Genomic DNA, 26,672 nt, shown 5'->3' with positions numbered 1-26,672 from the left:
AAGGACATAAACCGTGGCAACTGATCAAAACGGCGATCTGCTGATCAACAACGAGGGGGCGGCCGCCCTCGACGAGCACGAGCAGAAGAGCTCGGCGCTGGGCTTCCTGTCCAACACCGATGTGTTGCGCCAGATCACCCTGATCCTGGGGCTGACCATCTGTCTGGCCATCGCCGTCTTCATCCTCTTGTGGGGCAAGGAGCCGGAGATGCGTCCCCTCGGCACCTTCACCACCCAGGAGCTGGTCTCCACCCTGGATTACCTGGATCAGCAGAAGATCCCCTATCAGGTGGACGGCAAGAGCGTGCTGGTCAGTGCCGAAAACTATGCGGACATCCGGTTGCGCCTGACCCGCGCCGGTCTGGCCAACAACAGCGACGCCAGCAACGACGGCGAAGCCATCCTGCTCAAGGACTCCAGCTTCGGCGTCAGCCAGCGCATGGAGAGCGAGCGCCTGAAACTGAGCCGCGAGCGCCAGCTGGCGAGCGCCATCGAGCAGTTCCAGAACGTCGCCAAGGCCCAGGTGCTGCTGGCCATCCCGAAAGACAACGTGTTTGCCCGCAACGAACGCAAGCCCAGCGCCACCGTGGTCCTGAGCCTCAAGGGCAACGCCCTGGGCCAGGGTGAGGTGGACTCCATCGTCGACATGGTCGCCTCCGCCGTTCACGGTCTGGAGCCGACCCGCGTCACCGTGACCGACCAGAACGGTCGCCTGCTCAACTCCGGCTCCCAGGATCCCCTCTCTGCCCAGACCCGCAAGGAGTTTGCGATGCAGCAGAAGCAGGAGCTCGAATACAAACAAAAAATTGACGCCATCCTGATCCCGGTGCTGGGGGCCGACAACTATACGGCAGAGGTGGATCTCTCCCTCGACTTCTCCCAGCAGGAACAGACCCGCAAGACCTACAACCCGGACCTGCCGGCGGTGCGCTCCGAAATGACCATGGAAGAGAACAGCGCCAGCGGCAGCAACGGCGGGGTACCCGGTGCCCTCTCCAACCAGCCGCCCGCTGCGTCCAACATTCCCGAGCAGGCAGCCGGCGCAGAAGGAACCGCCTCTTCCGGCCGTTCCCGCAAGGAAGCGACCCGCAACTTCGAACTGGACACCACCGTCAGCCACATCCGGCGCCAGCAGGGCGGCATTCGCCGCATGACGGTGTCGGTGGCGGTAGATTACAAGGCCATCCCCGGCGCCGACGGTGCCGTGACCCGGGAAGCCCGCAGCCAGGCCGAACTCGATACCCTGCGCCGTCTGCTGAGCGGCGGTCTGGGCTTTGACGTGACCCGGGGGGATACCCTGGAGGTGGTCGCCATTCCGTTCAACCGCCCGGAACTCGAGACCGTGGCCGACATCCCTCTCTACGAGCAGCCCTGGTTCTGGCGCGCGGTGCGCATCGCCGCCTCCGTGCTGGTTATCATAGTGCTCATCGTCACCGTGGTGCGGCCCATGCTCAAGCGCCTGCTCTACCCGGACGCCAAGCCGGAAGGGGAGCTGGACTTCGACAACCACACCGTGCTGGGTGGCGACGACGAACTGAGCCTGCTGGCCGCCCAGGCCGAGGCCGAACCGGTATTCGGTCTGCGGGATGGTCAGCTCAAGCTGCCTGACCTGCACCGTGACGAGGATCTGCTCAAGGCCGTGCGCGCCCTGGTAGCGAACGAACCTGACCTGGCCGCCCAGGTCATCAAAGAATGGGTAACCAAAGATGCCTGAAGAGAATAAAAGCCAGGTCACCGGCAACGACATCACCGAAAGCCAGCGCCTGATCCTGGATCAGATGGGCGGCATGGAGATGGCGGCGGTGTTGATGCTGAGCCTCAACGAGGAGGACGCGGCCCAGATCTTCCGCCACCTCGAGCCCAAGCAGGTGCAGCGGCTCGGCATGTCCATGGCCTCCATGTCGGATTTCAGCCACGATCGGGTGGCGGCGGTGCATCGTCAATTTATCGACGACATCCAGAAGTACACCAACATCGGCATCGGCAGTGAAGACTTCGTGCGCAAAGCCCTGGTGGCGGCGCTCGGGGAGGACAAGGCCAGCAACCTGGTGGATCAGATCATCCTGGGGTCAGGCGCCCGCGGCCTCGACTCCCTCAAGTGGATGGATGCCCGCCAGGTGGCCAGCATCATCCAGAATGAGCACCCGCAGATCCAGACCATCGTCCTCTCCTATCTGGAGCCGGAGCAGTCCGCCGAGATCCTGAGCCAGTTCCCGGAGCAGGTGCGCCTGGATCTGGTGATGCGCATCGCCAACCTCGAAGAGGTGCAACCGGCGGCGCTGCAGGAGCTCAACGACATCATGGAGAAACAGTTCGCCGGTGCAGCCGGTGCCCAGGCGGCCAAGATGGGCGGCCTGAAGGCGGCGGCCAACATCATGAACTACCTGGACACCAACATCGAAGGGCAGCTGATGGACTCCATCCGCGAGTCGGACGAGGAGATGAGCCAGCAGATCCAGGATCTGATGTTCGTGTTCGAAAACCTCATCGACGTGGACGATCGGGGCATCCAGACCCTGTTGCGGGAAGTGCCCGGGGATCTGCTGCAACGGGCCCTCAAGGGGTCGGACGACCAGATGCGGGAAAAAGTATTCAAGAACATGTCCAAGCGGGCCGCCGAGATGCTGGCGGACGACCTCGAGGCCATGGGGCCGATCCGGGTCTCCGAGGTGGAGGCCGCCCAGAAGGAGATCCTCTCTACGGCGCGCCGCCTGGCGGATGCGGGCGAGATCATGCTGGGGGCGGGTGGTGGCGAAGAGTTCCTCTAAGCCATGGGCCATGGAATGTGCGATGATGTCGGCCCCTGTACCCGGCCCTCGATAGGAGTCTCTTCGGCACATGAATGACAAGAACAGCAAACTGCGCGGCTATCTGAGGCCCGAGTCCGACACGGCGCAGATTGAGACCTGGGGCTGGCCAGAGATGGAGACCGAAGCCGAGGTCGAGACCAATGCCCTGGGGCTGGCTCCTGACTGGTATCGTCAGGAGCAGGCTGATGCGGCCCTGCCGGAAGAACAACCCGAAGAGCCCGCCCCCAGCATCACCGCCGAAGAGGTGGAGGCGATTCGTCAGGCCGCCTGGGAAGAGGGGATGCGCGATGGGCGCGAGGCCGGTTTTGCCAAGGGGCTGGAAGAGGGCAAGCTCGAAGGCTTGCAGCAGGGCCACCAGGCCGGGCTGGAGCAGGGCAGGGAAGAGGGACTCGCCATGGGGCGGGAGCAGGTGGAGCTGGAGATAGCCCGCTGGCAAGCCCTGGTCTCACGCCTGGCCACTCCCCTTGGCGAGATGGACGAGGCGGTGGAGCAGCAGCTCATCGCCCTGGTGCAACAGCTCGCCCACGCCCTCATCCGCCATGAGGCGCAAACCTCCCCCACGCTGCTGCTGGAGGCCCTCAAGCAGGGGTTGGCCCTGCTCCCTGCCGCCGAGCAGGGGGTCACCCTGATGTTGCATCCGGAGGATGTGACCCGGGTAGAGGCCACCTTTGGCGCAGAGGAGTGCGCCAGGCGCCACTGGCGGCTGCAAAGCGAGCCCACCTTCTCCCCCGGCGATCTGCAACTGGCCACCGAGCTTTCCAGCATCGATCTCACCCTCTCCGGGCGCATCGATCAACTGCTGCGCAATTTCCTGCGTGACAACGCGAGCTGAGCCATGGCCCGGTTCGAACCCGTCGTGCAGCGCCCTGCTGACGGCATCATCAGGCACTCATCGTCGGAGGCGACATGACGGCACCCCTTCTTGATCGGCTTAAAGGCTACCGGGTTCGCGAGCAGGCCCCCATACCGCCGGTGGCGGGCAAGCTCACCCGGGTGGTGGGGTTGACCCTGGAAGCCATTGGCTGCCGCGCCGCCATCGGCTCCCTGTGCCGCATCGATACCCAGGATGGGGCCCTGGAGGCCGAGGTGGTGGGGTTTGCCGGGGATCGCCTGTTCTTGATGCCGAGCGAGCAGCTCAAGGGGGTCATTCCCGGCGCCCGGGTGGTGCCCGTCACCGAAGATCACGGCATTCCGGTGGGCATGAGTCTGCTTGGCCGGGTCATCGATGGCATCGGCCAGCCCCTGGACGGGCTCGGCCCCATCCTCTCGTCCCAGACGGTGCAGTTCGCCCAGCACCGCATCAATCCCCTGGCCCGTCGCCCCATCCATCAACCCATGGACGTGGGGGTACGGGCCATCAATGCCGTGCTCACCGTGGGCCGGGGTCAGCGCATGGGGCTGTTCGCCGGCTCCGGTGTCGGCAAATCCGTGCTGCTTGGCATGATGACCCGGGGCTCGGTGGCGGATGTCGTCGTGGTGGGTCTCATCGGCGAGCGGGGCCGGGAGGTGAAGGAGTTCATCGAGGAGATCCTCGGCGCCGAGGGGCGCGAGCGCGCCGTGGTGGTGGCCGCCCCCGCCGATGCCTCCCCGCTGATGCGTCTCAAGGGGTGCGAGACGGCGCTCGCCATCGCAGAATACTTCCGGGATCAGGGGCTCAACGTGCTGCTGCTGATGGACTCCCTCACCCGTTACGCCCAGGCCCAGCGCGAAATTGCCCTGGCGGTGGGAGAGCCGCCGGCCACCAAGGGTTATCCGCCCTCGGTGTTTGCCAAATTGCCGGCGCTGGTGGAGCGGGCCGGCAACGGCAGCGACGGTCAGGGTTCCATCACGGCGTTCTTCACCGTGCTGACGGAGGGGGACGATCTGCAGGACCCCATCGCCGATGCGGCGCGGGCCATCCTCGACGGCCACATCGTGCTGGCGCGGGAGCTGGCGGATGCGGGGCACTACCCGGCCATCGACATCGAGAAGTCCATCAGCCGGGTCATGCCCATGGTCACCTCGCCTGAGCACATGGAGCTGGCGCGCACCTTCAAGCAGTTCTACTCCCTCTACCAGCAGAACCGGGATCTCATCACCATCGGCGCCTACAGCCAGGGATCGGATCCGCGCATCGACCGGGCCATCATCCAGAAACCCTATCTGGATCAGTTCTTGCAGCAGAAAATGCGCGAGGTCATTCACTACGATGAAGGCCTGCAATCCCTGCAACTGGTGGCCATGCCCCTGATGCGTTGACCGGTGGAGAGCCCTTATGAGTAAAGGATTGACGTTGCTGGCGAGTCGGCTGGAGGAGGCCGAACAGCAGGCCGCCATGGCGCTTGCCAAGGCCCAGCAGGATCTCAAGCTGTTCATGGATCAGCAAAACGCCCTCAACCAGTACCGCCAGATCTACCACCAGCAGTGGACGGAGCGCGGTCTGCAGGGGATCAGCCCCCAGCAGAACAGCCAGTATCACGCCTTCATCAACAAGCTCGAAAACGCGGCGACCCAGCAGTACCAAGGGGTGTTGCAGGTGCGCGAGGCGCTGGCCGAGTGCCGCACCCAGTGGCTCGAAGCCCAGCAGCGGCGCAAGGCGGTCGAGCTGCTGCTGGAGAAGAAGGCGGACAAGGTGCGCCAGAAGGCCCAGCGCCAGGAGCAGAAGATGCTGGATGACTACGCCATCCTGCGTCGTTATCACCAATCTGGCCTGTAATTTGCTTTCTTCCGGTCATGCGAGGCCGATGGGCCAAGTCATGACCGCACGTGCGGCCGTCACCGAATCGTCGTCAGGGATCCCAGCATGATACAGACCCCCTTGATTAGCACTCTCCCCCAGGCGCCTTCTGCCGATGGCAGCGCCACCCTGCTGGCTCCCACCGTGGGGGGCGAAGGGGGTGTGCAGCCGTCAGGCGAGGGCAAGGCCGCCTTCTCGCAAGCTATGGCCATGGCCCAGCTGATGGGCAAGGCGCCAGCCAGTCAGGGAAATCCAGCGCTCCAGGGGCCCGCCGAGGGCGCCCGGGAGGGGCTTGCCCCGGCTGCCAAATCTTTGGCGTCTGACGAGCCCGCCACCGAGTCCGCGTCTTCCTCGAAGGGGGCGGACGACGAGGGGGAGCTGCCTCCCGACGACTTCCTGCAACAGTTGCAAGCCTCCCTGCGCCAGGATGTGAGCCTGGTGGTGCCCCCGACATCGCCCGCCCTGGCCGGTGAGGCAGCGGCGCCTGTGGACGGCAACCCCTTGCCGCCTGGCGCCGCTGCGCCTGGGATGGCAGAGGGGGTGGGAATGGCAGAGGACGTGGGGATGGCAGAGGGCGTGGAGGCGGCAGAGGGCGTGGAGGCGGCAGAGGGGAGCGCCTTCCTGCCGCAGATGACGCCAGAGCGTCAGCAGGAAGGGAACAAAACGAAGGCAGCTCCCGGTGCGGCCCAAGGCGCCAGCGCCGTGCCAAGCGGTCAGGGGGCTCTGCCGCAGGGGGCGGAAGAGCCCCCCTTGGCCGATGACACTGCCGTGGCCGACCAGGGCGGAGCGACCCGCCAGCCCATGGCAGGCAAGGGAGCGGAGCCGGGTGCCAAGGGGGCCGAGCCCCCTCTCTCGGGTCAGGAGCGTGCCGCCCTGCTCGCCAAAGTGGTGGCCGGAGAAAACGCCCAGGCTCCCACTGTCACCCGGGCTGACTCATCGCAAGAGGCACGGGTGAGCGATCCCCTGGCGTCGGCCGGACAGGGGGCAACCGCTTCCCGTGCCGCCAGCGCCTATGGCGATGGCGTGATCCGGACGGTGGCGCAGGGGCCGGCCCCTGCGGCCACACCGGAGTCCGCCCCGCCCGCGACGGCAGCAGGGGCAGAGAAGGAGGCCCCTGTCGCCGGTGAGGCCAGACAGGCCGAGGCCGCGAGCGGGCAGGGAGCCCGTGCAGGGGCCGAGCCTGTAGCGAATGCAGGGAGCAGCCAGCCCGTGACGACGGAGGACCCGGCCCCAGTCCAGGCGGCGCCGCAGATCCTGGCCCGTCACGAATCCCAGGGGGCACAGGCCCCCCTGACGGCCCTCTCGGCGGGCCTGGACCAGATGGAGAGCGCCCCCGTGGTGGCCGCCGGCGCGGCCGTGTCGGTTAAGCCCGCGGTGGACAAGTCCCGGCTCGATGAGCTGGGCAAACAGTCGGGGATGGAGGTCAAGGGCAGTGAACCCGCCGAGGGGAGCCAGCCTTTGCATCAGGCACAGAGCCAGGTCGGCGAGAACAGACCGCTGGCCGAGGCGACCGTCAGACGGGAGCCTCAGAGCCTGCCCCACCTCAAGCTGGCGACCCCTGAGGCCCCCGAGCAGCTGCACCACAAGGTGAACCTGATGCTGGCGGACAAGCTGCAGCAGGCGGAGATCCAGCTAGACCCCCTGGGGCTTGGCAAGATGAAGATCCAAATCCAGATGGATGCCTCCAGCCAGGCCAGCGTGCACTTCGTGGTGCAGCATGGCCAGACCCGTGAGATGCTGGAGCAGGCCATGCCGCGCCTGCGCGACATGCTGGCAGGGCAGGGGATCCAGCTCGGCCAGACCGTGGTGCAGCAACAGGCGCAGCAGCAAGCCTTCCAGCAGCAGGGGCAGTCATCCTCCCAGGGTCAGTCCGGTTTCGGTGACCAGGGGCGACAGGGGGGAAATGGCGGTGGCAGCGATGGCAGAGAGGCCGAGGGGAGCGCTCGCAACCTCACGCTGCTGGTGGAATCGGCAAACGATGCCGGAATCGATTTCTATGCTTGATGCATTCTTAAGTAAGTTTATGATACCGAACAAGTTTGAGACTAGGGTGGACAAGGGATGGCAGACGATAACGAACTGACGCTGAAGGATCCGGCGGCAGGCAAGAAAAAGAAGCTGATCATGATAGTCGCCCTGGCCGTCGTGCTCCTTGGCGGGGGCGGCGCCGGCGCCTGGTTCATGCTCGCCGGTGGGGATGAGCCCGCTGCCGAAAAGAGCGAGGCCAAGCCGGAGGCGAACACGCCCCAGCCCTCGCTCTATGTGGGCATGCCCCGTCCCTTCGTGTTCAACGTGGCGGGAGGCCAGCGGGATCGGCTGGTGCAGATCAAGATCCAGCTGATGGTGCGCGGCACCGCCGACGAAACCCTGGCCAAACAGAACATTCCCCTGATCGAAGGCACCTTGCTGCGGGTCTTCAGCTCGGCGACCGCCGAACAGCTGATGACCTTCGAGGGCAAGGAGAAGCTGCGTCAGGATTCGCTGGAAGAGTGCCGCCGGGTGCTGAACGACCTGGTCTCTTCTCCCGTAATCGAACAAGTGCTGTTTACCGGCTTTGTCATGCAATGAAAGGTGAAGCGTGAGCGATCTGTTAAGTCAGGACGAGATTGATGCCCTGCTGCACGGCGTCGACGATGTCGAGGAGGAAGAGCTGGGAGCTGCCGGGGATCCCGGTATCGCCCAGTTCGACTTCTCCTCCCAGGACCGCATCGTCCGCGGCCGCATGCCGACCCTGGAGCTGGTGAACGAACGGTTTGCCCGCCACATGCGCATCAGCCTGTTCAACATGATGCGGCGCACCGCCGAGGTCTCCATCAACGGCGTGCAGATGCTCAAGTTCGGCGAATATGTCCACACCCTGTTCGTGCCCACCAGCCTGAACATGGTGCGTTTCCGCCCCCTCAAGGGGACGGCGCTCATCACCATGGAGGCGCGGCTCGTCTTCATCCTGGTGGAGAACTTCTTTGGCGGTGATGGCCGCTACCACGCCAAGATCGAGGGGCGGGAATTCACCCCCACCGAGCGGCGCATCATCCAGATGCTGCTCAAGCTGGTGTTCGAGGACTACAAGGATGCCTGGGCGCCGGTGATGGACGTGGGCTTTGAATACCTCGACTCCGAAGTGAACCCGGCCATGGCGAACATCGTCAGCCCCACCGAGGTGATCGTGGTGAGCTCCTTCCACATCGAGCTGGACGGCGGTGGCGGCGACTTCCACGTGGCCATGCCCTACTCCATGCTGGAACCCATCCGCGAACTGCTGGATGCGGGGGTGCAGAGCGACAAGGGGGATACCGACGTGCGCTGGAGCAAGGCCCTGCGCGACGAGATCATGGACGTCAAGGTGGAGCTCAAGGCCAAGCTGCTGGAGACCGAGCTCTCCTTGCGTGAGCTGATGGAGCTCAGACCCGGGGACATCATCCCGGTGGAGATGCCGGAGAACCTGCTGGTGTTCGTGGAGGACTTGCCCACCTTCCACGCCAAGATGGGGCGCACCAAGGAGAACGTGGCGCTCAAGATCACCGACAAGATCAAGCGCCCTGACGGGGTCAAGACAGAGATGCATCTGGTGACTCGCGGGGGCGTGCGCATTGATGGCGAAGCCGAGCTGGAAGAGCTCGAGCGAAGCATCTCTGACAAACACCCTGATTGATCCTCCCCCCGGGGAGGTGTTGCAACACTGAGGAATTGAAGATGAGCGGAACCGATGACGAGCAGGATTTGATGGCTGACGCCTGGGCGGCCGCACTGGAGGAGCAGGTCACGGCCGAAGCCAAGCCTGCCCCCCTGGAGGAGTTGAAGGACGAAGCCCCCATCAGCGCCGAAGAGCGGCGCAAGCTGGACACCATTCTGGACATCCCGGTGACCATCGCCATGGAAGTGGGCCGCAGCCAGATCAGCATTCGCAACCTGCTGCAACTGAACCAGGGCTCGGTGGTGGAGCTGGATCGGGTGGCGGGTGAGCCCCTGGACGTGCTGGTCAACGGCACCCTGATCGCCCACGGCGAGGTGGTGGTGGTGAACGACAAGTTCGGTATCCGCCTTACCGACGTCATCAGCCAGATTGAAAGGATCAAGAAGCTCAAATGATCCGTGTGCTCCCGTTGTGGCTGTTTTCCCTGCCTGCCCTGGCCAACCCGGGGGTAGGGGCCAATCCCCCCAGCCTCACCTCCTGGCTGCTCTCCAGCCTGATGGTGATCGGCCTCATTCTGGTGCTGGGCTTCCTGCTCAAGAAGAGCAAGCTTTCCCAGGTGATGGGAGGGGGCCAGATGAAGGTCATCGCCACCCTGCCCCTTGGCTACAAGGAGAAGCTGATGGTGGTCAAGGTGGGCGGCCAGCAGCTGCTGGTCGGGGTGACGCCGCAGCAGGTCAACTTCCTCTATCGCCTGGAGGAGCCGCTGGACGAGAGCCAGCCTCAGGCGTTCTCCGAGCAACTGGGCAAACTGATGGGCAAGCATGAAAAACGTTAACTGGACCCGGTGGCTGGCACTGCTCTCCCTGGTGCTCTCGCCCCTGGCGATGGCCCAGGACGGCATGTCTGCACTCACCGTCAAGACCATGGCGGATGGCAGTCAGGAGTACAGCCTGACCCTGCAGGTGCTGGCGCTGATGACCGCGCTCTCCTTCCTGCCGGCCATGGTGATCATGATGACCTCCTTCACCCGGATCATCGTGGTGCTCGGCATCCTGCGCCAGGCCATCGGTCTGCAGCAGAGCCCCTCCAACCAGGTGCTGATCGGCATCGCCCTCTTCATGTCGTTTTTCATCATGTCGCCGGTGCTGGATCGCATCAACAACGAGGCGTTGCAGCCCTATCTGGCCGAGACCATCGGGGCCAAGGAGGCCCTGGAGAAGGCGGAGCTGCCCATTCACCAGTTCATGCTGGCCCAGACCCGGGTCAAGGATCTCAATACTTTCATGGAGATAGCGAACGTGCAGGTGGCCGAGCCTGCTGACGTGCCGCTGCGGGTGCTGATCCCGGCCTTCGTCACCAGCGAGCTCAAGACCGCTTTCCAGATAGGCTTCATGCTGTTTCTGCCCTTCCTGGTCATCGATCTGGTGGTCGCCAGTATTTTGATGGCCATGGGGATGATGATGCTCTCCCCCATGCTGGTCTCCCTGCCGTTCAAGCTGATGCTGTTCGTCATGGTGGATGGCTGGAACCTCATTCTGGGCTCCCTGGCCACCAGCTTCGGGCTGGGCTCGGGTGGTTAGGGGAGGGCAGACCCTCCCCCGGCTTTCCCCTTCACTCGGGGAGGGCGCGAGGCCTCTCTTCCTCTCGAAGGAGGAGGCCGGGAGGATGCGGCCTTGGGCAAACCCATCACAAGGAGCGAGCAATGAGTCCTGAAACCTTCGTCGACGTCTTTCGCGAGGCGCTTTGGCTGGTGACCATCATGGTGTGCGCCGTGATCCTGCCGAGCCTGATGGTGGGGTTGGTGGTCGCCATCTTCCAGGCCGCCACCTCCATCAACGAACAGACCTTGAGCTTCCTGCCCCGTCTGGTGGTCACCCTGCTGGCCCTGGGAGCGGGGGCCCACTGGGGATTGCAGAGTCTGATGGACTTCTTCCAGCTGATGGTGAGCCAGATCCCCGAGGTGGTGGGCTGATGCCAGCCAAGGGCCACCCTTTCGCTCTGGCAGATCGGTGCCTGCGTCCTCCCGTTGGCCTGCCCCTGCCGGGAGTGCCGCTGTCATGACCTACACCACGGCGCTCATCATGGAGTGGCTCTCCTCCATCCTCTGGCCCCTGGCCCGGGTAAGCAGTCTCCTGATGGTGATGGCGGTCTTCGGCAGCCGGCTCGCTCCCGCCCATATCCGTATCGGCCTGGCGCTGGCGATCACCCTCATCATCGCCCCCCTGCTGCCCCCCATGCCGAAGATCGAGCTCTTCTCCCTCGGCAGCTTCCTGGTGCTGGGGCAGCAACTGCTCATCGGCATCGCGCTCGGCCTCATGACCCAGTTCCTGCTGGAGACCTTCGTGATGGCGGGTCAGGTCATCGCCATGCAGACCAGCCTGGGCTTTGCCACCCTGGTGGACCCCATGAACGGCCAGTCGGCTCCCGTGGTGGGCCAGTTCTACCTGATGCTGGCGACCCTGGTGTTTCTCGCGGTGGACGGCCACCTGCTGATGCTGCGCATGGTGGTGCTGAGTTTCGAAACCCTGCCGGTATCTGACAGCGGGCTCACCCTGCCTGCCATCCGCAGCCTGGTGAGCTTTCTCGGGGTCATGTATCAGGCTTCTCTGGTGATGGCGCTTTCGGCCATCATCGCCCTGCTGCTGATCAACTTCGCGTTCGGGGTGATGACCCGTGCGGCCCCCCAGCTCAACATCTTCAGCATCGGCTTTGCGGTCAGCATGATGTCGGGCCTGTTCATCCTCTGGCTCACCATCGGTGGCTTCATGGGACACTTCGACGCGCTCTGGGAGCGGGTGCAGGAGACCAGTTGCGAGCTCATCAACGTTCAGTGCTTCGGGGGCCAGCATGACTGAGGCCCTCCCGGTTGCGGTCCTTCTGCCGCCACTCTGGCGGGCCGCCAGTCGGCTGATGCCGGCAGGAGGCCAGCATGGCTGATACCGATCAGGAACGCACAGAACAACCCACGGGCAAACGACTGCAACAAGCCCGGGAAAAAGGGCAGATTGCACGTTCCAAGGAGCTGGGTACCACCAGCGTCCTGCTGGCGACCGTGTTCGGCCTCCTGATGATCAAGGAGAGTCTGGCAGGGGCCATGATCAAGGTGCTCACCATGGGCTTTACCCTGGACCGGGATCAGGCGTTCGACCCCAATGCCATGGGGGCCATGGTGCCCGCCCTGCTGGGGGAGCTTATCCAGCCTCTGGGGCTGCTGTTCATGCTGGTGATCATCGCCGCCTTCGTCGGCAACACCCTGCTCGGCGGGATGAACTTCTCCTCCGAGGCCATGCTGCCCAAGTGGAGCAAGCTGAGCCCCCTGAGCGGCATCAAAAGGATGTTCGGGGTGCAATCCCTGGTGGAACTTGTCAAATCCATCGCGAAAGTGGTGTTTATTAGTCTGTTCGCCTGGTGGATGCTGTCGAGCCAGTTCAACCATCTGCTGAATCTCTCTCTCGAGGGCTTTCCCGGCGGCATCGTCGATGCCCTGGACCTGTTGCTCTGGATGCTGATCATCCTCTGCTGCGCCCTGATCCCCATTGTCGCCATCGACGTGCCGTTCCAGAGCTGGAACCACAATCGCCAGCTCAAGATGACCAAGCAGGAGATCAAGGACGAGTTCAAGGACAGCGAAGGCAAGCCCGAGGTCAAGGGGCGAATACGCCAGTTGCAGATGCAGATGGCCATGCGCCGCATGATGGGGGATGTCCCCAAGGCCGATGTGATCATCACCAACCCGACCCACTACTCGGTGGCGCTCAAATACGATGCGGGCAAGCCGGGGGCGGCGCCCAAGGTACTGGCCAAGGGGGTCGACGAGGTGGCGATGAAGATCCGGGAGATCGGGCGCGAATACGACATCCCCGTCATGTCCTCCCCGCCGCTCACCCGGGCCCTTTACCACGCCACCGAGATTGGCCAGGAGATCCCGGAGGGGCTCTTCTCCGCCGTCGCCCAGGTGCTGGCCTATGTCTATCAGCTCAAGAAGTTCCGCCGTGGCCGCGGCCGGCGCCCGACCCCCATAGCCAAGGATCTGCCCATTCCACCCGAGTTTCGCAAATAACGCAGTGGAGGCAGCCTGATCCCGGGTTCTCTCCCTTGCGCCCCCGCGTTTCGCAAATAAAGCGGTGGGATGTCCCCACCATCCGATCTCTCTCTTGTGACGCAAACAAGGCCGCATCTCCCTGTCGAGGCGCGTCGCCTCGCCCCATGGCCTGGGCTGGCCTTTGGCCGGCTTGGTGAAGGCAGCTTCCCCCTGTCACCATTCCCCGTGACGCCAACGACGGACTTCTGACAGCGTGAAAATAAAAACCATATAGATCAATGCATTGAATCCTTGGCTTGATATTTGCTTTAATCCGCTATTGGCAGTTCATCATTGAGAAGCACGATGGGATTCAAAGCGGGACTGGGCCGTTTCAAAGAGTACAAGTGGCTGCTCAGCAGAGGGGTAGGGACGCCGCTACTGGTATTGGCCTCTCTGGGGATGGTGGTACTCCCCATTCCGCCCCTGATGCTGGATATCCTCTTCTCCTTCAACATCGCCCTCTCCATCGTGGTGCTGCTGGTGGCGGTCTATACCCGCCGCCCCCTGGAATTTGCCGCCTTCCCCACTGTGCTGCTGATCGCCACCCTGCTGCGGCTCGCCCTCAACGTTGCCTCCACCCGGGTGGTGTTGCTGGAAGGCCACAACGGCAGCGCGGCGGCAGGCCATGTGATCGAGGCGTTCGGCAACGTGGTGATCGGCGGCAACTATGCCGTGGGCATCATCGTCTTCATGATCCTGGTGATCATCAACTTCGTGGTGGTCACCAAGGGTGCGGGCCGGATCTCCGAGGTGAGCGCCCGCTTCACCCTTGACGCCATGCCCGGCAAGCAGATGGCCATCGATGCGGACCTGAACGCCGGTCTCATCAACCAGGAAGAGGCCAAGAAGCGCCGTCAGGACGTGACTCAGGAAGCGGACTTCTACGGCTCCATGGACGGTGCCTCCAAATTCGTGAAAGGGGATGCCATCGCGGGCATCATGATCCTCTTCATCAACATCATCGGCGGCTTCATCATCGGCATGATGCAGCACCAGCTCACCTTCGGCGAAGCGGCCCAGGTCTATACCCTGCTCGCCATCGGTGACGGTCTGGTCGCCCAGATCCCCTCGCTCCTGCTCTCCATTGCCGCGGCCATCATCGTCACCCGTCAGAATACCGACCAGGACATGGGGACAGCGGTACTCGACCAACTGTTCGAAAATCCCAAGGCGCTGGTGATCTCCGCCGGCATCCTGTTGATGATGGGCAGCGTGCCCGGCATGCCGCACCTGGCTTTCCTGAGCCTGGGGGCGGTGGCGGCGGCGGGCGCCTGGTGGCTGCTGCGCCGCGAGAAGCAGAACAAGGCGAAGGCGGCGAGCGGCGAACTCATGCCGACCCAGGGGGATGCCCCGGTGGAGCAGAAGGATCTCAGCTGGGACGACGTCATGCCGGTGGACATCATCGGCCTGGAGGTGGGTTATCAGCTGATCCCGCTGGTGGACAAGAATCAGGGGGGCGAACTGCTCAACCGGATCAAGGGGGTGCGCAAGAAGCTCTCCCAGGAGCTGGGCTTTCTGGTGCCTGCCGTCCACATTCGCGACAACCTGGATCTTGCACCCAACCAGTACCGCATCACCCTGATGGGCGTGAGCACGGGGGAAGCCACCGTCTATCACGACAAGGAGATGGCCATCAACCCGGGGCAGGTGTTCGGCCAGATCCACGGTATCGCTACCCAGGACCCGGCGTTCGGGCTGGAGGCGGTCTGGGTCGCCAAGGAGCAGGTCTCCCAGGCCCAGACCCTTGGCTACACCGTGGTCGATGCGGCCACCGTGGTGGCTACCCACCTGAGCCAGATCCTCTCCAACCATGCGGCGCTGCTGCTGGGTCATGACGAGGTGCAACAACTGCTCGACATGATAGGGAAGCATCAGAGCAAGCTGGTGGAAGGACTGGTTCCCGAGGTGATCAGCATGGGCAACCTGGTGAAGGTATTGCAGAATTTGCTCAATGAAGGCGTGCCAATTCGCGATATGCGCACTATCCTGCAGACCCTCGTGGAATATGCGCCCCGCAGCCCGGACCCGGAAGTGCTGACCGCAGCCTGCCGGATCGCCCTGCGCAGATTGATTGTGCAGGAGATTGCCGGCCCCGAGCCCGAGCTGCCGGTGATCACCTTGTCACCAGAACTGGAACGTATATTGCATCAATCCCTGCAAGCAGGTGGGGGAGATGGCGCCGGTATCGAACCGGGACTGGCGGAGCGGATGCAACGCTCCCTGGTGGAAGCCACTCAACGACAAGAACTGGAAGGCCAGCCGGCCGTGCTTCTGACATCGGGGATATTGCGCAATACCCTGGCGAAATTTGTCAAGAATGCCATTCCTGGATTACGCGTGCTGTCCTATCAGGAAGTGCCTGACGACAAGCAGATCCGCATCGTCAGTGCGGTGGGACAGGGCTAGTTAGCGGAGATGACGGGTGAAGATTAAGCGGTTTTTTGCCAAAGACATGCGCACGGCGCTGGCCGAGGTCAAGGAGACTCTCGGACCCGATGCCGTCATCATGTCCAACAAAAAGGTCACCGGTGGGGTGGAGATAGTCGCGGCCGTCGATTATCAATCCCAGGTACCGGGGCCCAAAGACGCGCCGGTTCGCCGTCAGTTGAATGAAGAGAGCGTCAATATCTCGTCTGCGGGCAAGCAGATGACGAGGTCGGCGCCACCCAAGGAACAGAACGAATACTACGCCGATACCCTGGCGGCCCTGCTGGCGCGCCAGCAGAAGCTCAATCCGGCCAACCCGGCGGGTGGCAATGGCGCCCCGGGATCATGGTCTGGCAACGGAGGCAACGGTCAGCCAGCTTCGGCCTCCTGGCCCGCCAATGGCGCTGCCGGCACCCAGTCCGCCGGACTGGCGGGCGCGGCCAGTGCTCCCAGAACCCTGGCCGAACAGGGCCAGTGGGGCGCCGCTCCCGAACCCGCCAAGCCCAAGGCCCGTCCTGCCGCCGCCCCGCGCCAGACCCAGTCAGCCCAGCGGGATCAGGAGATGGAGGGGATGCGCAAGGAGATGGCCAGCATCCGCAAGCTGCTGGAGCACCAGATCTCCGGCCTGATGTGGCAGGAGGTGGAGCGCCGCGAACCCATGCGCGCCCTGCTCATCAAGGAACTCAAGAAGATGGGGTTCGACGATGCCTTCGCCGATCAACTGGCGGGCCTCATCCCCGAAGACATGCCGATCCATCAGGCCATGGCCCAACTGGCCGAGGTGCTGACGGCCCAGCTCAAGATCAGCGAGGACGAGATCCTGCGTCAGGGAGGGGCGGTGGCCCTGCTCGGACCGACCGGGGTGGGCAAGACCACCACCATCGCCAAGCTGGCGGCCCGCTTTGCCATGAAGTATGGCGCCGAGCAGGTGGCGCTCATTACCACGGACAACTACCGGATCGGGGCCCACGAACAGTTGCAGACCTATGGTCGCATCATGGGTTGCCCGGTGCGTCAGGTGCGGGACGCCGAAGAGCTGGCCAGTGCCCTCTATCAGTTCCGCCATCGCCGGCTGGTGCTCATCGACACCGCCGGGGTGGGTCAGCGGGATATCCGCCTGACCGAACAGCTCGACACCCTGGTGAAGAATGCCAAGGTGCGCATCCGCAGTTATCTGGTCATGTCGGCCACCTCCCAGCGACGGGTGATGCAGGAGGCGGTGGATCACTTCCGGCGCATTCCGCTCTCCGGCTGCATTCTGACCAAGCTCGACGAGAGCCTGAATCTGGGTGAAGTGATCAACGTGTGCATTCAAAACGCCCTGCCCATCAGTTACATCACCGACGGGCAACGGGTGCCGGAAGATATTCAAGTTGCCAACGCGGCGCTGCTGGTCGGTGCCGCCATGGGGTCGCTGGAACGGGAAGCAGAAGATCCCTATTTCTGGGGATCGGGTTTTGGCGAATCCGAAGATTCGGAGTTTTATGAGTAACATGTATATGGATCAGGCGAGTGGTCTGCGCAAAATGCGTCAAAACAATCGAGTGAAAGTGATCGCCGTGTCCGGAGGCAAGGGGGGCGTCGGCAAGACCAACGTGACCCTGAACGTGGCGGGAGCCATGGCCGCCCAGGGCAAGCGGGTGTTGGTGCTGGACGCCGACCTTGGTCTGGCCAACGTCGACGTCATGCTGGGGCTGAGGGTGCATCGCAACCTCTCCCATGTGCTGGCGGGGGAATGCACCCTGGACGACATCATCGTCGAGGGGCCCTACGGCATGATGATAGTGCCAGCCACCTCGGGCACTCAGTCCATGGTCGAGCTCTCCCCGGTACAACATGCCGAGCTCATCCGCGCCTTCAGCGAGATGAAGACCCAGGTGGACGTGTTGCTGGTGGACACGGCGGCGGGGATCTCCGACATGGTGCTGAGTTTCACCCGTGCCGCCCAGGACATCATGGTGGTGGTGTGCGATGAACCCACCTCCATCACGGATGCCTACGCGCTCATCAAGATCCTCTCCAAGGATCACGGTGTGTTCCGCTTCAAGGTGGTTGCCAACATGGTCCGCTCCCTGCGCGAGGGGCAGGAGCTGTTCGCCAAGCTGACCCGGGTCACCGACCGCTTCCTGGATACCTCCCTGGAGCTGGTGGCCTGCGTGCCTTACGACACCAACCTGCGGGCCGCGGTGCGCAAGCAGAAACTGATAGTTGAGGCGTTTCCAAAATCCCCTGCCGCCCTGGCATTTCGTGCCCTGGCGAACAAGGCGGCGAGCTGGCCCATCCCGAATCAGCCGGGCGGCCACCTCGAATTTTTCCTGGAAAACTTGTTGCAAAAGCCGGTCATAACACAGGAAGACTCCCGTGAATAAAGCCCAAGCATACTTGCGTCATCAGGATTCCTACGTGCTGGTCGAGCGACACGCTCCGCTGGTCAAGCGGATTGCCCAGCATTTATTGGCTCGCCTGCCAAGCAGTGTCTTGCTGGATGACCTGATCCAGGCAGGTATGATTGGGCTGCTCGAAGCTTCCCGCAACTTTGACGGCAGCAAGGGCGCCAGCTTTGAAACCTATGCCGGCATCCGCATCCGTGGTGCCATGCTCGACGAGATCCGCCGCGGAGACTGGGTGCCCCGCTCGGTGCACCGCAACAGCCGTGCCATTGCAGAAGCGATCGAGAACGTGGAGCAGGCCCATGGCCGGGATGCCAGAGACACCGAGGTGGCCGCCAATATGGGGGTGTCCCTCGGGGAGTACCATGCCATGCTGCAGGATGTCTCCTGCGGCAAGATCATCGGCATTGAGGATCTGGGCGTCAGTGAAGATGTCATCGGTCATCCCGATGACGGCAACGGTCAGGGAGGATTCGACGATCTGGCGGCCGAACGCTTCCAGGGGGCTCTGGCCGAGCACATCGCCCGCCTGCCGGAGCGGGAGGCGCTGGTGCTCTCCCTTTATTACGATGAAGAGCTGAATCTGCGCGAGATCGGTGAAGTATTGAGTGTGAGTGAGTCTCGGGTGAGCCAGATTCATAGTCAGGCCATGCACAGGCTGCGCGCCCGTTTGCGAGATTGGAATTTATAAGTGGTTGTACTGGCTACACTGGAGCACAACTCTAAGGCATAATCCGCACCATAAAACCTGCGATCTGCATCATGTAAGTGAGCCGTCTTGGCGGCTATTTAGGAGGAACTTTGGACAAGAACATGAAAATCCTCATCGTCGATGACTTTTCAACGATGCGCCGGATTATCAAGAACTTGCTGCGTGACCTGGGATACAACAATACCCATGAAGCAGACGATGGCAACACGGCGTTGCCGATGCTGAAAAATGGCGACTTCCAGTTCGTGGTCACCGACTGGAACATGCCCGGCATGCAGGGCATCGACCTGCTCAAGGCGATTCGCCTCGACGACAAGCTCAAGCACCTGCCGGTTCTGATGGTGACTGCCGAAGCCAAACGCGAGCAGATCATCGAAGCCGCCCAGGCCGGGGTCAATGGCTATATCGTCAAGCCGTTCACCGCCGCCACCCTCAAAGAGAAGCTCGACAAAATCTTTGAACGTATCGGCTAAGGAGCGGCAGGGATGAAGGCCAAAACGAGTGCCATGATCTCGCTTGACCAGGCAAGGATGCTGGTTGCCCACCTGGAGCGGGAAGAGTTTGAACAGGCCGATACCATCCTCGCCGATGTGTGTGCCCCCAATGCGGCGGCCCTGTTTGACAAGGTGGGGCAGCTGACCCGCCAATTGCACAACTCATTGCAGGATTTTCGCCTGGATCCCAGGATCCCCGACCTGGCCACCCATGAGATCCCGGATGCCCGGGAGCGTCTGAGCTATGTCATCGACATGACGGACAAGGCGGCCAATCGCACCATGGATGCGGTCGAGGCCAGTCTGCCCATCGCCGATCGACTCAACGACAACATTCAGCTGGTCATGCCCAACTGGAATGCCCTGATGAGCCGGGATCTCGAGCTGGGTCAATTCAAGGCGCTGTGCCATCAACTGAATGATTTTATTAAGGCTTCTGAGACGGATGCCGATAAGTTACGACAACTGCTGACGGAAATTCTGATGGCTCAGGATTTCCAGGACCTGACCGGTCAGATGATCCGCAAGGTGATCAAACTGGTGCAGGAAGTTGAAACGAAGTTGATAGAGATGCTGACCATGTTCGGTGAGGGCGTTAGCGACAATTCGGCACGTAGCCTGCCAGCGAGCGGCATCGAGGCGGAAGGGCCCATCATGAACCCGCAGACCCGCTCAGATGTGGTCAATGGTCAAGATGATGTGGACGATCTGCTGTCTAGCCTGGGATTCTAATGGAGTGACGCATGGCCTTCGAAGTTGATGAAGACATACTGCAAGACTTTTTGGTCGAAGCATCAGAAATATTGGAACAGTTGTCTGAACAACTGGTCGACTTGGAAAAGCGGCCCGATGACAAGAACCTGTTGAACGCCATCTTCCGCGGCTTCCACACCGTCAAGGGGGGAGCGGGTTTCCTCTCTCTCACCGAACTGGTGGATGTCTGTCACGGTGCCGAGAACCTGTTCGACATGCTGCGCAACGGCAAGCGGACCCTCAGTGCCGAGCTGATGGATGTCATCTTGCAGGCGCTGGATGCCATCAACGTCATGTTTGCCCAGGTCCAGAACCGCGAAGAGATAAGCCCCGCTTCTCCCGATCTGCTGCACGATCTGCATGAGCTGTGCAAGCCGGAAGGGCAGGAGCAGCTGCGTACCGCCAGCGTGGCGGCCCAGCCAGCACCCGAGCCTGAGCCCGAACCCGTACCAGAACCCGAGGTCATCGCCGAGGTGGCGCCTGTCGCCGTCAATGGCGGTGGCTCCATCGACGAGATCTCCGCCGACGAATTTGAACGCCTGCTCGATGAGCTGCACGGTGTCGGCAAAGCGCCGACGGTCTCTGCCGCCCCCGTGCTGAGCGGTTCAGGTGACATCACAGACGACGAATTCGAAGCCCTGCTCGACCAGCTCCATGGTCAGGGCCAGCACGGTGGTGCCCCCGATCTGGCACCTTTGCAGTCGGTCCAGAAAGAGGTGGACGAGCTCATCGACGACGATGAGTTCGAGCGCCTGCTGGATGAACTGCACGGCCGTGGGCAGGGGCCCCAGCACAGTCTGGCGTCTGCTCCAGCGCCCGCTCCCGAACCCAAGGCCCCGGCACCCGCAGCCCCGGTGACGCCGCCCAAGGCGCCGGTGGCCGCCAAACCCGCGCCGGCAGAGCCCCCAGCGCCAGCCAAGGCCGCCCCTGCCAAGCAGGCCGCTCCCGCCGAGAGCAGCGCAGTACAGAGCGATACCACGGTGCGGGTGGATACCAAGACCCTGGACGTCATCATGAACATGGTGGGCGAACTGGTGCTGGTGAGAAACCGCCTGGTGAGCCTCGGCATCGCCAGCAATGACGAAGAGATGTCCAAGGCTGTCGCGAACCTCGACGTCGTGACCGCCGATCTGCAGGGCGCGGTCATGAAGACCCGCATGCAGCCTATCAAGAAAGTATTCGGCCGCTTCCCGCGCGTGGTGCGCGATCTGGCTCGTACCCTCAAGAAGGAGATCGAGCTGGTGATGGTGGGTGAGGACACGGATCTGGACAAGAACCTGGTGGAGGCCCTGGCCGACCCCCTGGTTCACCTGGTGCGCAACTCCTGCGACCATGGCGTCGAGATGCCGGACGTGCGCGAGAAGGCGGGCAAGCCCCGTCAGGGCACCATCACCCTGAGCGCCTCCCAGCAAGGGGACCACATTCTGCTCTGCATCGAGGATGACGGCGCAGGGATGGACCCGGAGAAGCTCAAGTCCATCGCCATCAGCCGTGGCGTGCTCGATGCTGACAGCGCGGCGCGCATGAGCGACAACGATGCCTACAACCTGATCTTCGCCCCCGGCTTCTCCACCAAGTCGGAGATCTCCGACATCTCCGGCCGTGGAGTAGGCATGGACGTGGTGAAGACCAGCATCGTCAGCCTCAATGGCTCGGTGCACATCGATTCCACCTGGGGCAAGGGCACCCGTCTCGAGATCAAGGTTCCCCTGACCCTGGCCATTCTGCCGACCCTGATGGTGGAGGTGGGTCAACAGACCTTCGCCCTGCCCCTCGGTTGCGTGAATGAAATTTTCCACCTGGATCTGAAAAAGGCCAACGTGGTGGATGGCCAGCTCACCATCATCGTCCGTGACAAGGCGATTCCGCTGTTCTACCTGCACAAGTGGCTGGTACGCGGTGCCGGCAAGACGGCCCGCCAGGACCAGGGCCACGTGGTCATCGTCCAGATAGGGACCCAGCAGGTGGGCTTCGTGGTAGACAACCTCATCGGTCAGGAAGAGGTGGTGATAAAGCCCCTGGACAACCTGCTGCAAGGTACCCCCGGCATGGCCGGCGCCACCATTACCAGCGACGGCGGCATCGCCCTCATTCTAGATGTGCCCAGCCTGCTCAAGGCCTATGCCCGTCGCCACTGAGCGCCAGGCTCAAGGAGTTAAAAGAATAACAATGGCAGTCAAGGTATTAGTGGTCGACGATTCGAGTTTCTTCCGCCGTCGGGTCAGCGAAATCATCAATCAGGATCCCCTGATGACGGTGATCGACACGGCTCAGAACGGGCGGGAGGCGGTAGACAAGGCGCAGCAGTTGCGGCCCGATGTCATTACCATGGACATTGAAATGCCGGTGCTCGACGGCATCAGCGCCGTGCGCGAGATCATGGCCAAGTGTCCGACCCCCATCCTGATGTTCTCCTCCCTGACTCACGAGGGAGCCAAGGCAACCCTGGATGCGCTGGATGCGGGCGCCCTCGATTTTCTGCCCAAGAAGTTTGAAGACATCGCCCGCGACAAGGACGAAGCCGTGAACCTGCTGCAGCAGCGGGTCAAGGAGATCGCTCGCAAACGCTTCCTGATGGCGACCCGGCCCCGTGCCCCCGAGCCTGCCGTCCGGCCCGCCGTCACGGGGACCCTGAATCGCCCCTTGGCCGAACGCCAGCCCGAGCCTGTGCGGGCAGCGGCGGCTCCCGCCGCGTTCAAGCGCAGTGGCAAGAGTTACCAGCTGGTTGCCATCGGTACCTCCACCGGCGGGCCAGTGGCACTGCAGAACGTGCTGACCAAGCTGCCGGGAGATTTCCCTCATCCCATTCTGCTGATCCAGCACATGCCGGCCACCTTCACCGCTGCCTTTGCCGCCCGCCTCAACGGGCTGTGCCAGATAGGTGTCAAGGAGGCGCAGGACGGCGACGTGCTCAAGCCGGGTCAGGCCTATCTTGCCCCCGGTGGCAAGCAGATGCTGCTGGAAGGGCGCGGGCCCGGTGCCCGTCTTCGTATCATCGATGGCAATGACAAGGTCAACTACAAACCCTGTGTGGACATCACCTTCGCCTCCGCCGCCAAGACCTATGGCGACAAGGTGCTGGCCATCGTACTGACCGGCATGGGGGCGGATGGCCGCGACGGTGCCCGTCTGCTCAAGGAGCAGGGGGCGACTATCTGGGCGCAGGATGAAGCCTCCTGCGTGGTCTATGGCATGCCCCAGGCTGTTGCCAAAGCGGGCATAGCAAGCGAATCCCTGCCGCTGGATCGAGTGGCCCAGCGCATTCTGGTCGAGTTGGGTCGCTGACCATGGGCATGCTCGGCCTGGTGCTGGCGCTGGGGGCCGTCGCCATCGCCCAGTGGTGGCATGGCGGGAGCCTGCTGACCCTGCTGGATGGCCCGGCCTTTGTCATCGTCGTCGGGGGAACCTGGGGGGCGGTGATCTTGCAGACTCCCCGCAGGTACCTGCTCAGTGCCCTGAGGCAGGCAACCTGGATGCTGTTTCCGCCGCAGCTGGATCTTGCGGAGCAGGCCGAGCGCCTGAAGGCGTGGGCCCAGTTCGCCCGCCAGCAAGGCTTGCTGGCGCTGGAAAACCAGGCCGAGGCCGAGCCCGATCCCTTCACCCGCCAGGGGCTTTCCATGATTGTGGATGGCGTCTCCATCGAGGATATCCGCAGCCTGCTGGAGGCGGATATCGACATCGAGCAGGAGCGCAACGAGCACTCGGCCAGGGTGTTCGAGTCCATGGGGGGGTACAGTCCCACCATCGGCATCATCGGGGCCGTGATTGGCCTCATCCAGGCCATGTTTCATCTGGAGGAGCCAGGCACCCTGGGGGCGGGCATTGCCGTGGCCTTCGTCGCCACCATCTACGGGGTGGGCTTTGCCAACTTGCTCTATCTGCCGATTGCGAATCGGTTGCGCGCCTTCCACTACCATTACGGCCTCTATCAGGAGATGACCCTGGAGGGGCTTCTGGCCATCGCCCACGGGGAGAACGGCCCGCAGGTTGAAAGGCGGTTACGGGCTTATCTGAAAGGGGAGTAGCCATGCGCAAGCGCTATCGTTTGCACCTGCAAGGGCGAGAGCATCTCGATCGCTGGCTGGTCTCCTATGCCGATTACATGACGCTCATCTTCGCCCTTTTCGTGGTGCTCTACTCCGTTGCCATCGTCAACAAGGAGGAGTACCGCGCCGTCATCGAGGGCATGACCCAGGCCTTCAACCAGGCGCCGCGCAGCGATGGCCTGCTGGAAGGGCGGGGTAATTCCTTGCTGGACAACCCGGTCTCGGCCGCCCCCAGCCTGCTGGAGAGCCAGGCCTCTGCGTCCCCCTCGCGTGCCCCCATCACGGGTACGCCCGTCTCGCAAGATGGCACGGCTCTTGCGCAGATCGACATGCAGATCCAGGAGTCCATGGGCGCCCTGGTCGATGCAGGGGTGGTGAAGCTTGCGCAGGATGACAACTGGCTGACGGTGGAGCTGAGTTCAGGTCTCCTGTTCAACAGTGGCAGCGCTTTTCTGGGGAGCAATGCCGCACCCGTGCTCGATACGCTTTCAGGTATTCTCAAACCGGTCGATAACTATGTCAGGGTGCGGGGCTACACGGATAACCAACCGATAAACAACGAAATTTTCCGCTCCAACTGGACATTGTCAGCGGCCCGCGCCGAGGCAGTGCTCAATGCCCTGGTGGGCAAGGGGGTGGCTCCCGGTCGGCTCGCCTACGAGGCGTACGGAGAGTTTTCCCCCTTCGTCGACAATGGCACCGAGCAGGGACGATTACAGAATCGCAAGGTGGTGGTCGCCATATCCAGGTTCGCCTGGGTGCCGCCAGCCCCCGTCAAACCGCTGACGGGGGCACCGGTGCAGGACGCACCGCAGAGTGTCGACAGTGAAAAGATCAGGGTGATCGCGCTGCCCGGTGGGGGCATACGCATAACAACAAGGCAGGATTGATACAGTGATTGTTTGGACGGTTGCCAATCAGAAAGGTGGAGTCGGTAAAACCACCACGGTCGTCTCCCTGGCGGGCATTCTGGCCCAGCGTGGCCAGCGGGTACTGCTGATCGACACCGACCCCCACGCCTCCCTGACCTCCTATCTCGATTTCGACTCGGACAGGCTGGAAGGCACCCTGTACGAGTTGTTCCAGGCGGCCAAACCCAGCGCCGAGCTGGTCAACCGAATGACCCTCAAGACCCGATTCGAGAACATCAGCCTGCTGCCTGCCTCGATTACCCTGGCCACGCTGGATCGGGTGATGGGCAACCGGGAAGGGATGGGGCTGGTGCTCAAGCGCGCTCTGCTGCGGGTACAGGATCAGTTCGACTACGTGCTCATCGACTGCCCGCCGGTGCTGGGGGTGATGATGGTGAACGCGCTGGCGGCCTGCGATCGCATCCTGGTGCCGGTACAGACCGAATTCCTGGCCCTCAAGGGGCTGGAGCGGATGATGAAGACCTTCGAGATCATGCAGCGCTCCAAGCGGGAGAAGTTCCGCTATACCATCATTCCGACCATGTTTGACAAGCGTACCCGCGCCTCCCTGATGACATTGCAGTCCATCAAGGAGCAGTATGGGGAGGCGGTGTGGAATGCGGTCATTCCCATCGACACCAAATTCAGGGATGCCAGTCTGGTGCACATTCCTCCCTCCATCTATGCACCGGGCAGCCGGGGCACCTATGCCTATGAGACCCTGCTCAACCATCTCGACGCGCTGGAGCGTCAACGGACCCAGGAGGTGATGCCGTGAGAGAGACCACCCAGGTTCGGGCCATGGACGACTATTTCCACTCCCTGCTGCTGGACGATGCCCTGCTGCGGGAAGATCCCGAAGACGAAGCACCGGCCCCAGCGTTGCAACGTCAGACCGTCGCCGTGCCGGAGGTGGCTGCCACCCCCTATCTTGAAGCCGATACCCGACTGGCCCAGCTGAGCGAGCTGCTTGCCCAGGTGGGACAGGTCCAGTTCGAGATGGATGCCCTGAGCCACGAAGAGGTGCATGTCGAGCCATTCCAGCTCGAGGCGGAGGTGGTTGGCAGTGAGCCTCTGGTCGCCCTGGCAGAGCCGGTGGTGGAAGCCGTGGTGGAGGAGGTCGAGCCCGTCGCCCTCGGAGTGGCAGAACCCGCACCCGCCCTTGAGGCGGCGCCCGCACCGTCGACCTGGGAGAACCTGGATACCGGCAACGAGTTTCAGGCGCTCTTCTTCGACGTGGCCGGGGTGACGTTTGCGGTGCCTCTGACCGAGTTGGGGGGCATCCATCAACTGGGGGAGGTGACCTCTCTCTTCGGCCAGCCGGGCTGGTACAAGGGGATCATGACCTCCCGCGAGCAGAAGATGAATGTGGTGGACACGGCCCAGTGGGTCATGCCGGGCCAGCATCTGGAGATGGACGATTACAAATATCTGATTATGCTGGGAGAATCACCCTGGGGATTGGCCTGTCACCAGTTGAAGGGCACAGAACTGCTGCACAGGGACCAGGTGAAGTGGCGCCATCAGGAGGGCAAGCGCCCCTGGCTGGCCGGCATGGTCAAGGAGAAGATGTGTGCCCTGCTGCACGTCAGGGAGCTCTTGCTGCTGCTTGGCCGGGGCGTGAACATCGAAGGCCGCTGACAACATCGGCATCGCCATGGTTTTATTGCTAATTTTACCCGTTGACGGGTTCAT

The 26,672-nt window shown here is 62.9% G+C and carries 26 protein-coding genes; all 26 read left to right on the top strand.

The annotated features are described in order from the left end of the window. Nucleotides 1–13 precede the first annotated feature (13 nt). Nucleotides 14–1,714 (top strand): flagellar basal-body MS-ring/collar protein FliF, encoded by a 1,701-nt coding sequence (fliF, locus tag AB5Y50_RS19310; RefSeq protein WP_010673916.1) that lies wholly within the window; start codon nt 14–16, stop codon nt 1,712–1,714. Beyond that, nucleotides 1,707–2,768, top strand: coding sequence for a flagellar motor switch protein FliG (fliG, locus tag AB5Y50_RS19305; RefSeq protein WP_010673917.1), 1,062 nt, complete (start codon nt 1,707–1,709; stop codon nt 2,766–2,768). The genes fliF and fliG overlap by 8 nt, the downstream gene beginning before the upstream one ends. A gap of 70 nt (nt 2,769–2,838) precedes the next feature. After that, entirely contained in the window at nt 2,839–3,642 is an 804-nt protein-coding gene (gene fliH, locus AB5Y50_RS19300; RefSeq protein WP_180911481.1) for a flagellar assembly protein FliH, read from the top strand. Between the two features lie 74 nt (nt 3,643–3,716). After that, a complete protein-coding gene (gene fliI / locus AB5Y50_RS19295; protein WP_113977747.1) occupies nt 3,717–5,048 on the top strand; it encodes a flagellar protein export ATPase FliI in 1,332 nt (443 codons plus the stop codon). Between the two features lie 16 nt (nt 5,049–5,064). After that, entirely contained in the window at nt 5,065–5,505 is a 441-nt protein-coding gene (gene fliJ / locus AB5Y50_RS19290) for a flagellar export protein FliJ (RefSeq protein ID WP_039039911.1), read from the top strand. An 87-nt stretch (nt 5,506–5,592) separates the two neighbouring features. Next, entirely contained in the window at nt 5,593–7,530 is a 1,938-nt protein-coding gene (locus AB5Y50_RS19285) for a flagellar hook-length control protein FliK (protein ID WP_180911482.1), read from the top strand. 57 nt (nt 7,531–7,587) lie between these two features. Further along, a complete protein-coding gene (fliL, locus tag AB5Y50_RS19280; RefSeq protein ID WP_010673922.1) occupies nt 7,588–8,094 on the top strand; it encodes a flagellar basal body-associated protein FliL in 507 nt (168 codons plus the stop codon). A gap of 10 nt (nt 8,095–8,104) precedes the next feature. Beyond that, a complete protein-coding gene (gene fliM, locus AB5Y50_RS19275) occupies nt 8,105–9,178 on the top strand; it encodes a flagellar motor switch protein FliM (RefSeq protein WP_010673923.1) in 1,074 nt (357 codons plus the stop codon). Between the two features lie 41 nt (nt 9,179–9,219). Next, nucleotides 9,220–9,615 (top strand): flagellar motor switch protein FliN, encoded by a 396-nt coding sequence (gene fliN, locus AB5Y50_RS19270; protein WP_010673924.1) that lies wholly within the window; start codon nt 9,220–9,222, stop codon nt 9,613–9,615. Continuing rightward, nucleotides 9,612–9,995 carry a flagellar biosynthetic protein FliO gene (gene fliO / locus AB5Y50_RS19265; protein WP_010673925.1) on the top strand — a complete coding sequence of 128 codons (384 nt, stop codon included), beginning with the start codon at nt 9,612–9,614 and terminating at the stop codon, nt 9,993–9,995. Before fliN ends, fliO begins: the two co-directional genes overlap by 4 nt. Continuing rightward, nucleotides 9,982–10,740 (top strand): flagellar type III secretion system pore protein FliP, encoded by a 759-nt coding sequence (fliP, locus tag AB5Y50_RS19260; RefSeq protein ID WP_010673926.1) that lies wholly within the window; start codon nt 9,982–9,984, stop codon nt 10,738–10,740. Before fliO ends, fliP begins: the two co-directional genes overlap by 14 nt. A 122-nt stretch (nt 10,741–10,862) precedes the next feature. Then, the gene (gene fliQ / locus AB5Y50_RS19255; protein ID WP_010673927.1) at nt 10,863–11,132 is read left to right on the top strand and encodes a flagellar biosynthesis protein FliQ; all 270 of its coding nucleotides are present in this window, start codon (nt 10,863–10,865) and stop codon (nt 11,130–11,132) included. A gap of 85 nt (nt 11,133–11,217) precedes the next feature. Then, complete coding sequence (gene fliR, locus AB5Y50_RS19250; protein WP_010673928.1) at nt 11,218–12,015, top strand: flagellar biosynthetic protein FliR; 798 nt, start codon at nt 11,218–11,220, stop codon at nt 12,013–12,015. 74 nt (nt 12,016–12,089) lie between these two features. After that, entirely contained in the window at nt 12,090–13,220 is a 1,131-nt protein-coding gene (gene flhB, locus AB5Y50_RS19245; protein ID WP_180911483.1) for a flagellar biosynthesis protein FlhB, read from the top strand. Between the two features lie 327 nt (nt 13,221–13,547). Continuing rightward, nucleotides 13,548–15,650 carry a flagellar biosynthesis protein FlhA gene (flhA, locus tag AB5Y50_RS19240; protein ID WP_180911484.1) on the top strand — a complete coding sequence of 701 codons (2,103 nt, stop codon included), beginning with the start codon at nt 13,548–13,550 and terminating at the stop codon, nt 15,648–15,650. Between the two features lie 16 nt (nt 15,651–15,666). Beyond that, nucleotides 15,667–17,163 (top strand): flagellar biosynthesis protein FlhF, encoded by a 1,497-nt coding sequence (gene flhF / locus AB5Y50_RS19235; RefSeq protein WP_010673931.1) that lies wholly within the window; start codon nt 15,667–15,669, stop codon nt 17,161–17,163. A gap of 1 nt (nt 17,164) precedes the next feature. Next, on the top strand, nt 17,165–18,040 hold the full coding sequence (locus tag AB5Y50_RS19230) for a MinD/ParA family protein (RefSeq protein ID WP_010673932.1): 876 nt from the start codon (nt 17,165–17,167) through the stop codon (nt 18,038–18,040). Further along, nucleotides 18,033–18,752 carry an RNA polymerase sigma factor FliA gene (locus AB5Y50_RS19225; protein ID WP_041212632.1) on the top strand — a complete coding sequence of 240 codons (720 nt, stop codon included), beginning with the start codon at nt 18,033–18,035 and terminating at the stop codon, nt 18,750–18,752. Before AB5Y50_RS19230 ends, AB5Y50_RS19225 begins: the two co-directional genes overlap by 8 nt. Before the next feature lie 110 nt (nt 18,753–18,862). Then, the gene (cheY, locus tag AB5Y50_RS19220) at nt 18,863–19,246 is read left to right on the top strand and encodes a chemotaxis response regulator CheY (protein ID WP_010673934.1); all 384 of its coding nucleotides are present in this window, start codon (nt 18,863–18,865) and stop codon (nt 19,244–19,246) included. Nucleotides 19,247–19,258: 12 nt separating this feature from the next. Further along, nucleotides 19,259–19,999: a protein phosphatase CheZ gene (locus AB5Y50_RS19215; protein WP_010673935.1), complete on the top strand. Its 741-nt coding sequence runs from the start codon at nt 19,259–19,261 to the stop codon at nt 19,997–19,999. Between the two features lie 11 nt (nt 20,000–20,010). Continuing rightward, the gene (locus AB5Y50_RS19210) at nt 20,011–22,158 is read left to right on the top strand and encodes a chemotaxis protein CheA (protein ID WP_180911485.1); all 2,148 of its coding nucleotides are present in this window, start codon (nt 20,011–20,013) and stop codon (nt 22,156–22,158) included. Between the two features lie 31 nt (nt 22,159–22,189). Then, a complete protein-coding gene (locus tag AB5Y50_RS19205) occupies nt 22,190–23,305 on the top strand; it encodes a chemotaxis response regulator protein-glutamate methylesterase (RefSeq protein WP_109112101.1) in 1,116 nt (371 codons plus the stop codon). 2 nt (nt 23,306–23,307) lie between these two features. Then, on the top strand, nt 23,308–24,045 hold the full coding sequence (locus tag AB5Y50_RS19200; RefSeq protein WP_042016381.1) for a flagellar motor protein: 738 nt from the start codon (nt 23,308–23,310) through the stop codon (nt 24,043–24,045). A gap of 2 nt (nt 24,046–24,047) precedes the next feature. Further along, nucleotides 24,048–24,956, top strand: a complete 909-nt coding sequence (locus tag AB5Y50_RS19195; protein ID WP_102948476.1) for an OmpA family protein — start codon at nt 24,048–24,050, stop codon at nt 24,954–24,956. Nucleotides 24,957–24,960: 4 nt separating this feature from the next. Next, complete coding sequence (locus AB5Y50_RS19190) at nt 24,961–25,755, top strand: ParA family protein (RefSeq protein ID WP_010673940.1); 795 nt, start codon at nt 24,961–24,963, stop codon at nt 25,753–25,755. After that, nucleotides 25,752–26,618 (top strand): chemotaxis protein CheW, encoded by an 867-nt coding sequence (locus AB5Y50_RS19185; RefSeq protein WP_180911486.1) that lies wholly within the window; start codon nt 25,752–25,754, stop codon nt 26,616–26,618. Before AB5Y50_RS19190 ends, AB5Y50_RS19185 begins: the two co-directional genes overlap by 4 nt. Nucleotides 26,619–26,672 lie beyond the last annotated feature (54 nt).

Source organism: Aeromonas sp. s6 (genome assembly GCF_040907815.1).
Taxonomy (GTDB): Bacteria; Pseudomonadota; Gammaproteobacteria; order Enterobacterales; family Aeromonadaceae; genus Aeromonas; species Aeromonas caviae.
Note: the sequence above shows the minus strand (reverse complement) of the source record. Positions and strands in the feature narration are given on the sequence as shown.

Bases quoted from the DNA above. Each gene is read 5' to 3' on its own strand.
- fliG (WP_010673917.1), top strand. From the start codon at position 1,707: ATGCCTGAAGAGAATAAAAGCCAGGTCACCGGCAACGACATCACCGAA.
- fliH (WP_180911481.1), top strand. From the start codon at position 2,839: ATGAATGACAAGAACAGCAAACTGCGCGGCTATCTGAGGCCCGAGTCC.
- fliI (WP_113977747.1), top strand. From the start codon at position 3,717: ATGACGGCACCCCTTCTTGATCGGCTTAAAGGCTACCGGGTTCGCGAG.
- fliJ (WP_039039911.1), top strand. From the start codon at position 5,065: ATGAGTAAAGGATTGACGTTGCTGGCGAGTCGGCTGGAGGAGGCCGAA.
- AB5Y50_RS19285 (WP_180911482.1), top strand. From the start codon at position 5,593: ATGATACAGACCCCCTTGATTAGCACTCTCCCCCAGGCGCCTTCTGCC.
- fliL (WP_010673922.1), top strand. From the start codon at position 7,588: ATGGCAGACGATAACGAACTGACGCTGAAGGATCCGGCGGCAGGCAAG.
- fliN (WP_010673924.1), top strand. From the start codon at position 9,220: ATGAGCGGAACCGATGACGAGCAGGATTTGATGGCTGACGCCTGGGCG.
- fliO (WP_010673925.1), top strand. From the start codon at position 9,612: ATGATCCGTGTGCTCCCGTTGTGGCTGTTTTCCCTGCCTGCCCTGGCC.
- fliP (WP_010673926.1), top strand. From the start codon at position 9,982: ATGAAAAACGTTAACTGGACCCGGTGGCTGGCACTGCTCTCCCTGGTG.
- fliQ (WP_010673927.1), top strand. From the start codon at position 10,863: ATGAGTCCTGAAACCTTCGTCGACGTCTTTCGCGAGGCGCTTTGGCTG.
- fliR (WP_010673928.1), top strand. From the start codon at position 11,218: ATGACCTACACCACGGCGCTCATCATGGAGTGGCTCTCCTCCATCCTC.
- flhB (WP_180911483.1), top strand. From the start codon at position 12,090: ATGGCTGATACCGATCAGGAACGCACAGAACAACCCACGGGCAAACGA.
- flhA (WP_180911484.1), top strand. From the start codon at position 13,548: ATGGGATTCAAAGCGGGACTGGGCCGTTTCAAAGAGTACAAGTGGCTG.
- AB5Y50_RS19230 (WP_010673932.1), top strand. From the start codon at position 17,165: ATGTATATGGATCAGGCGAGTGGTCTGCGCAAAATGCGTCAAAACAAT.
- AB5Y50_RS19215 (WP_010673935.1), top strand. From the start codon at position 19,259: ATGAAGGCCAAAACGAGTGCCATGATCTCGCTTGACCAGGCAAGGATG.
- AB5Y50_RS19210 (WP_180911485.1), top strand. From the start codon at position 20,011: ATGGCCTTCGAAGTTGATGAAGACATACTGCAAGACTTTTTGGTCGAA.
- AB5Y50_RS19205 (WP_109112101.1), top strand. From the start codon at position 22,190: ATGGCAGTCAAGGTATTAGTGGTCGACGATTCGAGTTTCTTCCGCCGT.
- AB5Y50_RS19200 (WP_042016381.1), top strand. From the start codon at position 23,308: ATGGGCATGCTCGGCCTGGTGCTGGCGCTGGGGGCCGTCGCCATCGCC.
- AB5Y50_RS19195 (WP_102948476.1), top strand. From the start codon at position 24,048: ATGCGCAAGCGCTATCGTTTGCACCTGCAAGGGCGAGAGCATCTCGAT.